The organism is Agarivorans sp. QJM3NY_30 (assembly GCF_050870855.2).
Taxonomy (GTDB): Bacteria; Pseudomonadota; Gammaproteobacteria; order Enterobacterales; family Celerinatantimonadaceae; genus Agarivorans.
This window is the reverse complement of the sequence record NZ_CP194038.2, coordinates 1,417,026-1,430,232: the sequence shown is the minus strand read 5'-3', so window position 1 is coordinate 1,430,232 and position 13,207 is coordinate 1,417,026. Positions and strand designations below refer to the sequence as shown.

At 45.4% G+C, this 13,207-nt stretch carries 14 protein-coding genes; 7 read left to right on the top strand and 7 right to left on the bottom strand.

Translation table 11 applies throughout. From position 1 onward, the window contains the following. Positions 1–17 precede the first annotated feature (17 nt). Together ACRRSX_RS06570 and putP are read left to right on the top strand one after the other, a co-directional pair. Positions 18–725, top strand: a complete 708-nt coding sequence (locus tag ACRRSX_RS06570; protein ID WP_432453994.1) for a hypothetical protein — start codon at positions 18–20, stop codon at positions 723–725. A gap of 186 nt (positions 726–911) precedes the next feature. Continuing rightward, positions 912–2,408 (top strand): sodium/proline symporter PutP, encoded by a 1,497-nt coding sequence (gene putP, locus ACRRSX_RS06565; protein ID WP_432453995.1) that lies wholly within the window; start codon positions 912–914, stop codon positions 2,406–2,408. 190 nt (positions 2,409–2,598) lie between these two features. On the opposite strand, the gene ACRRSX_RS06560 is transcribed toward putP, so the two are convergent. Continuing rightward, positions 2,599–2,850 (bottom strand): DUF2999 family protein, encoded by a 252-nt coding sequence (locus ACRRSX_RS06560; protein ID WP_432453996.1) that lies wholly within the window; start codon positions 2,848–2,850, stop codon positions 2,599–2,601. A 297-nt stretch (positions 2,851–3,147) separates the two neighbouring features. On the opposite strand from ACRRSX_RS06560, the gene cowN reads away from it, so the two are divergent. Further along, a complete protein-coding gene (gene cowN / locus ACRRSX_RS06555) occupies positions 3,148–3,438 on the top strand; it encodes a N(2)-fixation sustaining protein CowN (protein ID WP_432453997.1) in 291 nt (96 codons plus the stop codon). A gap of 119 nt (positions 3,439–3,557) precedes the next feature. Here cowN and ACRRSX_RS06550 read toward each other — a convergent pair whose 3' ends face one another. The 5 genes from ACRRSX_RS06550 to ACRRSX_RS06530 all read right to left on the bottom strand — a co-directional run bounded on the left by ACRRSX_RS06550 (position 3,558) and on the right by ACRRSX_RS06530 (position 8,101). Further along, positions 3,558–4,523, bottom strand: coding sequence for a sensor domain-containing diguanylate cyclase (locus tag ACRRSX_RS06550; protein WP_432453998.1), 966 nt, complete (start codon positions 4,521–4,523; stop codon positions 3,558–3,560). A gap of 174 nt (positions 4,524–4,697) precedes the next feature. Further along, on the bottom strand, positions 4,698–5,870 hold the full coding sequence (locus tag ACRRSX_RS06545; protein ID WP_432453999.1) for a glycerophosphodiester phosphodiesterase family protein: 1,173 nt from the start codon (positions 5,868–5,870) through the stop codon (positions 4,698–4,700). A gap of 239 nt (positions 5,871–6,109) precedes the next feature. Further along, positions 6,110–6,877 (bottom strand): hydratase, encoded by a 768-nt coding sequence (locus ACRRSX_RS06540; RefSeq protein ID WP_432454000.1) that lies wholly within the window; start codon positions 6,875–6,877, stop codon positions 6,110–6,112. Positions 6,878–6,966: 89 nt separating this feature from the next. After that, positions 6,967–7,647 carry a helix-turn-helix transcriptional regulator gene (locus ACRRSX_RS06535; RefSeq protein WP_432454001.1) on the bottom strand — a complete coding sequence of 227 codons (681 nt, stop codon included), beginning with the start codon at positions 7,645–7,647 and terminating at the stop codon, positions 6,967–6,969. 70 nt (positions 7,648–7,717) lie between these two features. Continuing rightward, a complete protein-coding gene (locus tag ACRRSX_RS06530; RefSeq protein WP_432454002.1) occupies positions 7,718–8,101 on the bottom strand; it encodes a VOC family protein in 384 nt (127 codons plus the stop codon). 476 nt (positions 8,102–8,577) lie between these two features. On the opposite strand from ACRRSX_RS06530, the gene ACRRSX_RS06525 reads away from it, so the two are divergent. The 4 genes from ACRRSX_RS06525 to ACRRSX_RS06510 all read left to right on the top strand — a co-directional run bounded on the left by ACRRSX_RS06525 (position 8,578) and on the right by ACRRSX_RS06510 (position 12,653). Continuing rightward, positions 8,578–9,402: an AraC family transcriptional regulator gene (locus ACRRSX_RS06525; protein ID WP_432454003.1), complete on the top strand. Its 825-nt coding sequence runs from the start codon at positions 8,578–8,580 to the stop codon at positions 9,400–9,402. A 6-nt stretch (positions 9,403–9,408) separates the two neighbouring features. Beyond that, complete coding sequence (locus tag ACRRSX_RS06520; protein WP_432456199.1) at positions 9,409–10,137, top strand: AzlC family ABC transporter permease; 729 nt, start codon at positions 9,409–9,411, stop codon at positions 10,135–10,137. Then, positions 10,134–10,436: an AzlD domain-containing protein gene (locus tag ACRRSX_RS06515; protein WP_432454004.1), complete on the top strand. Its 303-nt coding sequence runs from the start codon at positions 10,134–10,136 to the stop codon at positions 10,434–10,436. Before ACRRSX_RS06520 ends, ACRRSX_RS06515 begins: the two co-directional genes overlap by 4 nt. Before the next feature lie 219 nt (positions 10,437–10,655). Further along, the gene (locus ACRRSX_RS06510; protein ID WP_432454005.1) at positions 10,656–12,653 is read left to right on the top strand and encodes a BCCT family transporter; all 1,998 of its coding nucleotides are present in this window, start codon (positions 10,656–10,658) and stop codon (positions 12,651–12,653) included. Positions 12,654–12,737: 84 nt separating this feature from the next. Here ACRRSX_RS06510 and ACRRSX_RS06505 read toward each other — a convergent pair whose 3' ends face one another. Beyond that, on the bottom strand, positions 12,738–13,118 hold the full coding sequence (locus ACRRSX_RS06505; RefSeq protein ID WP_432454006.1) for an STAS/SEC14 domain-containing protein: 381 nt from the start codon (positions 13,116–13,118) through the stop codon (positions 12,738–12,740). Positions 13,119–13,207 lie beyond the last annotated feature (89 nt).

The following is a 13,207-nucleotide window of genomic DNA, read 5'->3' as shown; positions in this document are numbered from 1 at the left end:
GCGCGTGGAGAATAATAATGAGTGATGTAAGCAAAATATTAAAGCAAAGCCAGGCGGTATTCGAAGCTTGGCAGCAACAAAGCGTGGCGGAGCGTGCCGCACTATTAGAGCTCTGGGCTCAGCTATTAAGCCGACGTTCTGACGCTCACAATAAGAGCGCCGCGATGATTCGTTTTCAATGCCAACAGGCATTAGGACTAATTGCCGAAGAACAGGAGCTCGAGGGCCCCACAGGTGAGAGTAATCATTTATATTGTGTTGGTCGCGGTAGCATGCTGGTACTGGGCGACGAAACCGCCAACGAAGTCGCCATGGTTGGTCAAATCAGCGCCGCTCTGGTTGCCGGCAATACTGTGATATGCAGTATCAACCCTCAGGCTGAATGTGACTTAGATCTGCTACTTTCAGACCTGCTCAAAGCTGGTTGTCCAAACCGAGTGGCCATTTCGTTACCGCCGGAACAAAACCAGGCCATGGCAGAACAGCCTGCGATTGCCGCTGTCGTCATCAGCGGTACCGAACAGAACTGTAAGCACTACGCCCAGTTGCTGGCTCAACGCGAAGGACAACTGGCTCAAATCATATGCGAAACCGACATGTTTGAATTGAAGCAATTGAGCGAGCCGCATTACTTATTACGCTTTATTACCGAGCGTACCCGAACCATCAATATTACCGCCATCGGTGGTAACGCCAAGCTGCTGGAATTAGGTAGCGGCGAATAATAGTCAAGCCTCTCCTTATCAATTGGTTCAGCGGGTGTCGCTGAATCGGGGCATCACGACTGATGTGCAAATATAGCTCATCAATCGCTTGCTCTGATTCACCGCCCGCTGTCTAAATTGAGCAGTTGAGTTGATCGGTTTGATATAGGGAAAACACAACATTTTTGTACACAAAAAGGAAATAGAATGATTGAAAATAGCTTTGCTATCAGTGCCACATTTATAGCCTATCTCATTGTTATGCTATCAATTGGCATTTATGCATACAAACGAACGTCTAACTCCGAGGATTACTTTTTAGGTGGTCGCTCATTGGGTCCCTGGCCAGCAGCCTTGTCAGCTGGAGCCTCCGACATGAGCGGCTGGTTATTGCTCGGTTTGCCTGGTTACGCTTATGCAGCTGGCATCGAATCGTTTTGGCTAGCCGGAGGTCTCTTAGTGGGAACCTGGCTCAATTGGCTGTTGTGCGCCAAAAGATTGCGCACTTACTCCATCGTTGTGAATAACGCCCTGACCATTCCTGAGTTTTTTGCCCAACGCTTCGAAGATAAATCGAAACTACTGCAAACTATTTCAGCCTTATTCATCTTATTGTTTTTCTTGTTCTACACCAGCTCAGGCTTAGTCGCAGGCGGAAAACTATTTGAGACCGTATTTGGCTTAAATTACACCACGGCTGTGATCGTCGGCACCATCTGTGTGGTATCTTACACCTTATTTGGTGGCTTTTTAGCGGTCTCCTGGACCGACTTAGTGCAGGGTTTGTTGATGTCTGCTGCCCTGGTGATTGTACCTATCGCCGCTTTTGAAGGCTCGTTTGGCGATTTAAATATGGCCTTACATGCCAAAAACCCAGAACTACTCAGTTTATGGAATGATGCGAAGGGTCAACCTTTATCGGCTGTTGCAATCATCTCATTAATTGCATGGGGCTTAGGTTACTTTGGTCAGCCACATATTCTGGCTCGATTTAAGGCCACCCGGAGTAATAAAGATATTACCACTGCACGTCGTATTGCAGTGAGCTGGACAGCCCTTTCAATGGCCGGTGCCTTACTGATTGGTATGGTGGGCATTGTTTATGTCGATGCTCATATGGGAGGAAGCATTAAAGATGGCGAAACAATCTTTATGCTATTGGTTAACGCTATCTTCCATCCAGTGGTTGCGGGGATCCTATTAGCGGCAATTTTAGCCGCCATTATGAGTACCGCCGATTCTCAGCTATTGGTTTCTTCTTCAGCCTTAGCCGAAGATTTCTACAAGCAAGTGCTTCGCCCGAACGCCAGTCCAAAAGAAGTGGTTCAAGTGGGCCGTCTTGCGGTTGTTGGTCTTTCCATAATTGCCTTGATGCTGGCCATGAACCCAGAAAGCTCGGTATTAGGCTTAGTCTCTTATGCCTGGGCTGGATTTGGTGCAGCCTTTGGTCCGGCGATTTTACTCAGCTTATTCTGGAAAGATATGAATCGTAATGGTGCCTTAGCCGGTGTCGTTATCGGTGGAGTAACCGTGGTGCTTTGGAAACAGCTAGAGGGCGGAATTTTCGATCTCTATGAAATTGTCCCCGGCTTCATCCTAGCCTCAGCCGCGATTATCTTAGTCAGTAAGTTCACTGGCGGGGCCAGCGAGTCAATACTCAAAACTCACCTAGAATATCAACGCCAACTGGACAGCATGGATTAATCATTGTTGCCAAGGAACCAGCCAACCCTCAGTGGTTGGCTTTTTTTTGCCTGTATCTGTTGTCTAACAAGGCGCCGTTCTCAAGCAAAAACCTTGCTCTCTTCACTCCTCACACCTCAAAATAAAAAATCATTCAAGCGTTTCGATTCTATATTTTCAACGATGCTTTAAGCTTCAGGCGTAAGTTGACTTACTGTTGAAGTTTTTTCTTAGCCTCTTCAACTTTTGACAAATCTAGCCCTAATTCTGCAACAGCTTCTTTAATCAAAGCAGGGTTCTGCATCACCTGTCCCATCAACAACTGGAGCTTGTCTTGCGGTAGACCGAGTTGACTGACCGTGGCCATAGCCGCCAGAGGATTTTCGGTGAGCGCCTGAAAAAGCTCACTAATTTTCTGGTCGCTAATATTATGCTCTTTTAACATCCCAAGGATCGGGTTCATCACATTACCTTTTAAACACTCAATGAAATAGAAACGCAGTCTAACATTTGGCTCAGCTTAGTTAAAATACAACGCAAATATTGAAATGAAACATGAAACGAAAAATGCGAAGTGGTGGCGGCTAAACATAAGTTTCCGTGAAACGAGGACCATGCCAGAAATGCAAGGCATCACTTTCTCTTCTTTACGACTACGCTCATCTAGCACTTCAGATCCGCGACTCAATCAACTGGTATTAAGCTTGCAGTTCAAACTTAAATTAGCATCAACCAGAGACCGTCTAAAGGAGCCAAAAAGATGAAAGATAATGTAGACAACTGCGACCGTTACGTGTCGTTTGTTGGGATCAGCTGTGACCTGAATGCTGATAAGCTAATCGCTATCTTAAAAAAGAAGCTAAGTCAGCAACAAGGCGCTCCAGAATGGCATGACTACTTTAAACAAAAACTTCAACAACAGACCAAAGCCGGTCACGACAACCTGCATTTTATTGGCAATCAAACCAATACCTTGTATGAGTATTTTGAGCAATGCCAAGATCAGCAAGCGCTAGCATTACTGTATCGAATCGAACAAGAATGTTGTTAACTTTATTACAATTTCGAGCAATAGCGAGGTAGTTCTTGAGCCATAAAATTAAGCGCTCAAGATGCTCTCCCATTTAGCGCCGCCAATATGGCCTAACAAATCATCAATGCTAGCGGTGCTTAATCAAGCTTATCTGGATGCTTTTGCCGATACATCTGTTGGTCGGCCAACCTTAATGCACTATCAACGCTAAGCGCTTGAGAAAAATCAACATAAGTAATGCCGTAGCTAAATTCCAAGGCATAAGCCAGCCCCAAATGTTCAGCCGTTTGCTTTAAGTCATCGGCAAAACGCTGTAATACCTCTTCGGCCTGCGCTAGAGTGCTGTCTGTAAACAACACCGCAAACTCATCGCCGCCTAGTCGGCCAAATAAATCAGATTGGCGTAAAGAGAGTTGCATTTGCTGGGCCACCAGCTGTAAGGCGCGATCCCCCTCAACATGACCATATTGATCATTAATCGGCTTAAATTGATTCAGGTCTAAATAAGCGAGAACCAACGGCAGTTGCTGGCGTTTACACATCGCAAAGGCATATTCTGCCAACTTCATAAAACCACGTCGATTAGAGATTTGAGTGAGTTCATCGGTACTGGCAAGTAACAACGCAGCCAACTCCTGCTCAACCATCGCCGCTAAATCAACCAAGGCTTGCAGATCGTCGTCAGTAAAGTGCCTTGAACGACTATCGATAATGCACAAAGTACCCAGCTTTTCACCAGAAGTTGCACTTAAAGGATGTCCTGCATAAAAACGAATATGGGGATTATCGGTCACCAGTGGATTATCGGCAAAACGAGGGTCTTGGGTCGCATCGCCAATGATAAAAGTTCGCTCACCGAGAATAGCGTGTCCACAAAAAGAAATGTCCCGCCCAGTTTCGCAGACGTCCAGTCCAAAGCATGACTTAAACCACTGCCGATTTTCATCAACCAAACTCACCAAAGCTATCGGTACATCAAATAGTCGTTTAGCCATTCGAGTTATCCGGTCAAAACGCTCTTCTGGCTGAGTATCTAAGACATTCAGCTGGCATAAAGCTTTCAGACGACTCGCTTCGTTATCAGGTGTTTTAGGGGCTTGCATTCCAGACCCATTGATTATCTCTTACAATAAGATAACTATAGTCAAATAAATCAGATATATATAAAGAATAATTCAGGCGGCTGTAAGCAATAGGTTCCGTGACCCCAGCCGCTCTGATGAACCCAAAATAGCCGTTGTAAATTCGTAATACCACGGCCACAAACTCGTCGCTGTTTATTGGGTGCAATTGTCGTAAAAGGTGACGGTTGCAGGCCAATCAGAAAAGACCCCAATAACACCAAGTTGCTGCTTAAGTACATCTAATACCGCTAATTCAGGATAGCTTGTATAGCGCCGCTCTAAACTCCAGGTAATTAAATCTAAACCTTGTGCCTTAAGTTCTTTTGCATAATCGGTGGCCTGCAATTCACCATTTTGTTCTTCCACTAACAGCGTATAGATCGGGGCAACAATCTTGATCCCCTTCGCTGCGATCTCACTGGGGCTGGGTACATCTGCAGGTTTACTCACCAAAAATACCCCTTGCTGCCCATAATCAGAATTATTCGCCAACCAATATTCCAGATCATCAATCAAAAATGACTGTGGGTAGACTTCACTCGGCTCAACGCCTGCTTCGGTATATTCATCAATCATTTTTTGCGCAAACTGCTGTTGAGTCATTCCGGCTGCTGCGAGATCTTGTGCACTTGGTGTTTTAAGTTCGGGCGTCATTTTCACACCGAGTTGCCTAAATAAAGCAATGCTTTCTTTATGCGACATCAAAGTACCTGTATTAGCGTACAAATCGGTACGCCAATTAGGCGTCGCTTGCATGTACTCTTGCACCGATGTTGCATTGGCATTACTCGAGTCCATTTTACCTTGTAAGGATTTGTATTCCGCTAAGGTAAAATCTGAGGTACGACACTCGGCATTCGCTTTAAGACCATTGACCGGATCCGCTGGGGTAAAGGGCTGAGAACACTTGGCAGCCAGCTCGGGGACGGCTAATACATTGGTGGTGGTATGTAAATCGGCATGGGAATGACGGCAAACCAACTCCCCATCCTTGGTTAGCGCAACATCACATTCAATCACTCCAGCTCCCATGCTCGCAGCAGCGATATAGCCTTCGCGGGTATGCTCTGGAAACATTAACGGTGCACCGCGATGCCCAATTGACAAGTAACTCGATTGATAACTGCTTTTGCTCTCGAGGCAAGCGCTCAGGGTATCCTTTAAGGTCCCTGCTGCAAGTTGATTCACCAAATAGCCGGGACGAGGACCTAACTGTACCTTACTGGTAGGGCCGGAAGCCGATTTTGCTTGAACAATATCATCATCATTACAAGCACCAAGCAATAACACCGGACACAATACAAAAGCCAACTGAGTTAATTTCATTAAGAAAGTCCTTTTAAACAAAATGAATAGAGGACGTTTAGTTGAGCTTAACCCGATGACAAGGAGATGAACAATTGATGTTGTATTTGTGTATTCACAAGGTTATGCAGGGTTACAGCTCACCAGAGTGCGGCAGAGAACAACGAAACAAGCCTCAGAAGGGACAGCTCAGGCAAACACCAAGGTGCTTAATACAAATTAAGCACCTTTAGACTAAAAATTTATTACAGTGCAATCGCTCAACGCGCTAAAAATTTCAGCTTATAAGCGCCTAAATCTTGATATTCAACTTCGGTCTCACATGCAAAATTAAGCTCAACAATACCCGCATAAGAGCCGGTAATGATCGCTTGTCCGGCATTAAAGCTTACGCCACGTTTACTCATGTAATTAATTAACCAATAGATAGGACTCACCGGATTTTGATTCGGATGCTCTCCAGCCAACTGTTGAGTTTGTTCACCTTGAGTAAAACTGATCTCAATATTACTGGCAGAAAAAGCCGCCGCTTTGTCAATTTCGGGACCAAGGAATAAACCTTGGTTGACTAAACCATCGGCTAATACTTCAAAGAAGGCTGCATTCTCGGTATCTGCAAAACGCCCTTGGATCAGCTCGAGAGCCATATGACAACGACCAATAGCCTGATCAATTTCCGCCTCACTATAATCTTTATCACGAGCGGGTAAATCTTGGCTTAATACAAAGGCAATCTCAGGCTCAACTCTTGCCACTCCGCCATCGGCGTAAAGTGAACAAGACTCCCCCCGTTGTACGAGATCGGCAAAGATAGGTGCAACAACTAACTTATCTTCAGCGAGGGGCAACAAACATTTCCAGCCGCCAATGCCATCTTCACGTAATTCGGTCATTTGCGCTTGAATGGCTAGCGCATCGTCAATAGATTGCGGGCGAAGTGTCGGCGCCAAACGTTTCGCCTTGATCGATGTATTCCGGTTGTTGAGCAAAGTTTGCGCGGCTTCAACGACATCCAATTCAATAATCATACAATACCACTATTAAAAAACATAAAAGCGGATAATACTCAGATATGTGCTTCACCGCCATGCGTGAATTAACAAAAACAGAACAAAAGCTAACAATTTTGTGGTGCTAAGGAGGCAACAAAGTCATTCAGCTCCTTACCCGGACTATAAGCAAAACTACGTTGGCAATGATTCAGATGAGTAATTCGGTCGACTCGAAAATTGCGAAAGCCCTGTCGAAGCTCACACCAAGCGAGCAGCGTCCAACTTCCTCGCCAAAAATAAATCGCTAATGGGCGCACTTCTCGTTCACTCAGCTGCTGCTTTGCGTCTTGATAGAGCAGTTGTAGATACTCTCGTTCACGGGTCGCAGCACGTAGCGGATCCAAAAATCTAAATTCTTGCTGATCGATGTAAAAATCTGGCGCAAACATTAATGATTGATAGGCTTGTAAGCGCTCTGGCAATACGGCCTCAACCTTAATCATCACTTGTTTCGCCGCCGCAGCTAGCTCTTTCCCCGCCCAAGTCTGCGCCATCCGCATCCCAATCTGTATCGCTTCCAATTCTTGTTCATTAAACATTAATGGCGGCACATTAACCTCTTGCCGCAATATGTAGCCGACTCCCGCCTCACCTTCTATGGGAATACCACTGAGACACAAATCTTGCACATCGCGATAAATGGTGCGGGTAGAAACCTCCAAACGTTCGGCTAACTGCTGCGCAGTGGTCAAACGACGTAAACGTAAAATCTGCACCAACTGAAAGAGTCTGTCTGCCCGTCTCATATCCCTCTCTTCTCATCCACCGAAATGACAACTCGCCCAGAAAACCAAACGAGCTGTCAAGGAACCGCGATTACTGCTGTTTAGCCCATAGGCCGACTTTATTCCCCTCGCTATCCACAAACAAGCTAATATAGCCCTTTTCCCCGCCTTTAATTGGTGTCAGTGGTAACAATATTTGTACTCCAGCGCGACTCATGGTTTCCAATAAAGGATTCAGTTTATCCGTCACATGGAGGTACACAGTTGCGCCCTCAAGACTTGGTATCATTAACGGATGTTTACATAGGGCCACATTTGCACCATCCAATACTTCGGTTTCGATAATAGCCATTTCCATCATATCCATCACTTCACGATGAAAACTCAAGTTAAAATGTTGCTGGTAAAATGCGACGGCGCGCTCCATATCGGTGACTGCGATTTCGCCCCAAACTAAAGGTGCTACTGCTAACATGTGATTCTCCTTAACATAATTGAATGCCAATAAGATAGAGCCCTCTCTACCTTGCGATTGACAAAGCAACCATAAGCCCTCCCTACTGACAGCCTCCTGTCAGTAGACTTTAGACTTTGCAAGAAACCATCTATCTTAAGTGTAATATTGGCAGCAAGCGCTTAGTGCGCGCGCAGCTCAAAACTCCCCCTACAACACAAGGAATCGTAGAATGCCAAATAAATAAACCTCAAATACAGTGTCAAGGTATTAACTAGAAATCATTAACTTCCGCTCGGTGAAACCAAGATTGAACTGTACAGATTTGTTTCACGAAACGACTTCGTCTCGTTGGAAGCCGGTTTATTACAAACAAAATCGTCCTACCCCCCAATAATACTTAGCGGATTTTTGTAAATGAACAATTCTGTACAAAACTTGGGGGGCCAATTAGGCTATGATGACGATCTTAAATTGCTAACAAGGAGGTGAATGAAATGTCAAAAGAACAAGCACATTATCAGTTTGCCGATGAACTTGGTGGCATCGAAATTCTGCAGGCACGCTATGAGAAACAAAACTTTTCTCGGCATAGCCATGAAGGTTTTACGGTTGGCATTATAGAGACTGGCGCACAGCGCTTTTATCGCACTGGCGGGGATCATATCGCGCCCAGCAATAGTATCATTTTAGTCAACGCCGATGAGATCCATAACGGCTGTTCCGCAAGCGAAGGGGGCTGGTCTTATCAAGCCATATATCCAACCCCCGAGCAGTTTGCCGAAGTCAACCAAGCTCAGGGTCTAAGTGATAACTTTGCTCCCTACTTTACCCAAGCCGTGGTACAAGATGCAGCACTAGCGCAATTACTGCGAAATACCATCCACAGTTTAAACTACTCAAGCAATCGACTATTACGTGAGAGCTTGGTCTACGCTTGCCTAAGTCAACTAATGGCGAGCCATGGCAAAAGTGTGCCACCACAATACTCACTCAAACCGGCCAGCAAGGCACTAATACTGGTAAAGCAGTGCTTAGACGAGCAGCCTGCCGCAAATGTATCTTTAAGTGAACTAGCCAGACTGGTACATCTCAGTCCTTGCCACTTGGCGAAGCAATTTGTGAAACGTTATGGTATGCCACCCCACGCTTATCAGATCCAAGCTCGGCTCAGGCAAGCGAAACAATTACTGCGCCAAGGTCAACCCTTGCTTAAAGTAGCCTTAGATTGTGGGTTCCATGATCAAAGCCACTTTCACCGCCATTTTAAGCGTGCGCTAGGCGTCAGTCCTGGCCGCTATGCTAAAGAAGTTCAGCTTTAATATAGGATCCCTGTGACAACTATCGGCTACATTCAACATTCCCGCTGGTCAAATAAAATCAGCGCATTTTTAAAGGGTACTTTGGCGGTATTACCACTGACGATTGCGGTGATCCCTTGGGGAATTCTAGCAGGCTCGTATGCCTTAGAATCAGGTTTAAGTCCCCTACAAAGCCAAGCCATGTCAGCCATTTTATTTGCCGGTTCGGCACAACTAGTGGCCACAGGCATGTTTAAACTTGGAGCCAGCCTGCTCAGTCTGCTGCTCACCACGCTACTCATCACCTCGCGCCATTTGCTCTATAGCATGGCGATGCGCCCTCAGGTAAGCCAACTACCGCTCAAGTGGCGCTTTGTTTTAGGTTATTTACTCACCGATGAGTTATTTGCGATTGCCAATAAAGGCGTCGATAAACCCTTTGATCCTTGGTTTGCCCTCGGCGGCGGCCTAAGCTTCTATTTGGCTTGGAATATCGCCTCGGCAGTGGGCATTATTGCTGGCAGCAACATCGCAAATCTCGACAGCTGGGGACTCGATTTTGCCATCGCCGCCACCTTTATCGCGATAGTCGTGCCCAGTATCAAACAAGCCTCGGGCTTACTGTGTGTTTTGATTGCCTTGGTGAGCTCCGTCACTTGTGAATTATTTGCGATACCGGGTGGATTATTAATCTCGGCCATTTTAGCGATGAGTTTGGCCACCGCTTACGCGCGGTGGCGTGAGGAGACCCTATGATTTGGTTAAGCATTATTGCTATGGCAGGGATTGTTTTTGCCAGTCGCTATTTATTTTTAGAACCGCGTATTCCGCTACGTTTAGGCAAAGGTGCACTACAATTTCTAAGTTACTCTGCACCTGCGGTGCTCACTGCTATTTTTGCCCCCATCGTTTTTGTTCGGGATGGACAGTTAAGCCTTGGATTCGATAACCCCTATCTAGTCTGTGCGGTACTCGCCACCTTACTGGCAATATTTACCCGCAATGCGCTCATTACCGCAGTCCTTAGCATGGCGATTTTCTTCTTGATTCACTAGCCAGCAAAAGGCCGACACATCTGTTATAATACGCCGAATAATGCACATGTAAGTGAAGTATTATTCCAAGAAGAATAGTATTAACGTGTTTTTTCGGCTGTTTACTCCGCGTAACTCAATATTACGCACAAGCTTACCCCCACGTTCTGGCTTCCTCGTGGTGTGATAGCAGTCATCATATTTCTGTCTTATGGCAGACCTGCCTAACAAGAGTTTTTAATGCGCTTAACTAAAAAAATAAATGCTCCGGTATTTTATTCATCCTTAATTATCACCTTATCGATCGCAATTTTTTCAGCCTTACGCCCCAAATATACAGGGACAAGCTTTAACCTGATTCAATCTTGGTTGGCGACGAATGTCAGCTGGATTTATGTTTTATCGGTTGCGATATTTCTTATTTTTGTCGTGTTCATTATGGTCAGCCGCTTAGGCGACATTAAATTGGGTCCCGACCATTCGGAACCCGACTACAGCAATATCTCTTGGTTTTCGATGTTATTCTCGGCCGGAATGGGCATTGGCCTGATGTTTTTTGGTGTAGCAGAGCCAGTAATGCACTATTTGTCACCGCCAGTGGGCGATCCTGCTAGCATTGCTGCCGCCAAAGAAGCGATGCGGATTACCTTTTTCCATTGGGGACTGCATGCCTGGGGGATTTATGCGGTAGTGGGGCTATCACTCGCCTACTTCAGCTATCGACATAAGCTGCCTTTATTACCCCGCTCATCTTTATACCCACTGATTGGTGATCGTATTTATGGGCCGATTGGCCATGCCACCGACACCTTTGCAGTGGTCGGGACAATTTTTGGTGTCGCCACCTCTTTGGGATTTGGCGTTCAACAGCTCAACGCTGGTTTAAGTTACTTATTTGATGTTCCACAAAACGAATGGGTACAGCTTGGCCTAATTGTTGTGGTGATTGGTTTGGCTACCGTGTCTGTGGTTTTAGGCTTAGATGGCGGAATTAAGCGCTTATCCAATCTGAATATGTTTTTAGCCTTGTTGCTACTCATTGCCATGTTATTGCTTGGTCCCAGCGAGTTGCTCTTAAAATCATACGTACAAAACACTGGCACCTATATGAGTGAGCTGGTCAGTAGTACCTTTAATTTATACGCTTACGATCGCAAAGAAGACTGGATTGGCGGTTGGACCATGCTGTATTGGGGATGGTGGGTTTCCTGGTCACCTTTTGTTGGGATATTTATTGCACGGGTTTCTCGTGGCCGAACTATTCGTGAATTTATTATTGGCGTGTTGTTTATCCCTTCAGGATTCACTTTCTTGTGGATGACCGTGTTTGGCAATACCGCCATTCATTTGATTGCTGGCGATGCGATGAGCGAATTAGCTTTAGCAGTCAATCACGATGTTGCCACTGCAATATTTGTGTTTTTTGAACAACTTCCTTTCTCGTCTCTGCTATCTGGTATTGCGGTATTGTTAGTGACCACTTTCTTTATCACCTCAGCTGACTCTGGCGCTTTGGTGATTGACACCTTAACTGCAGGCGGCGAAACCAATACCCCATTATGGCAACGAATTTTTTGGACCTTGTTAATTGGCTTTATTGCTGCAGCCTTATTATTTGCAGGCGGCTTAGCAGCCTTGCAAACTTTAACCATCGCTTCGGCGTTTCCGTTTATGTTTGTCTTACTGTGTTTTTGCTATGCCTTGTTAAAAGCACTAAAACACGACTACATGCTACAAAACAGCGTACAAACCCATAATACTTCGGTGCAATTTTCCAAGGCAAATATTTCATGGAAAGACCGCTTAGACTCACTGTTAGTTCACCCCTTAAGGCCCGAAGCACAAGGATTTGTGAGCCAAGTGGTACGCCCGGCATTTATGCAATTGGTCGAACACTTCAGTGCCAATGGGCTAAACGCCAAGTTAATTGAAGATAGTGAGAAAATCCGCTTAACCATTTATAAGGAAGAAGCTGAAAACTTCGCCTATGGGATCCGCTTACGTCACTTTGTGATGCCCAGCTATGCCGACGAAAAGCATAATGACTATTACCGAGCCGAAGTATTTCTATTACAAGGCGGCCAGCAATACGATGTATTTGGTTATACCGAAGACCAAATTATTGTTGATGTGATCAGCCAATACGAACGTCATTTGCACTTCTTATATTTAGCCAGCTCTGAAATATTAGAGGAAGAGGAAAGCCCGATGCAACAAGCAAGTCATGAGCAAATTTAATGATTAGTGATTAGTGGCTAGTGACTAAAAAATAAGGCCAGAGACTTTGCTCTGGCCTTATTTTTCATGGTTTGTCACGACCGTTTATTGCTCCAACCACACTAAGGCAGTTTGTTCATTCTCAAAAATTTGCACTTCACCACTGACAAACCAGCGCCCCACCTTGGATGCCCATTCCAACCATTGCTTCTGACTTAAAATAGCTATTTTATCAAAATCTTGGCCGTATTTAAGACCGAGTCTAAAATCGTCCCAAGCGGCTCTAAGCTCCCAGCCTTCAAGTTCTGTGGCATCAAAAAAAACCCGAACCGGCGCATGCTTCACTTCAACTAAAGCCGCCTCAAGCAACGGAGTCACTTGTTGATAGTCCTGATGAGTCAAGGTGCCACAAGCTTTCATCGACAGCAATAAACGAGTTTCTAAGCGTTCAATTCCGATAGTAATGCCATGTCTGAGAATAGTCATGCCTTGCTCCCATGTAAATAATCCGCTACGGCGTTCCTTACAGTATGGTAGAGATTGAAGCGCTCATCGTGAATTGTCTGGTGATTAAT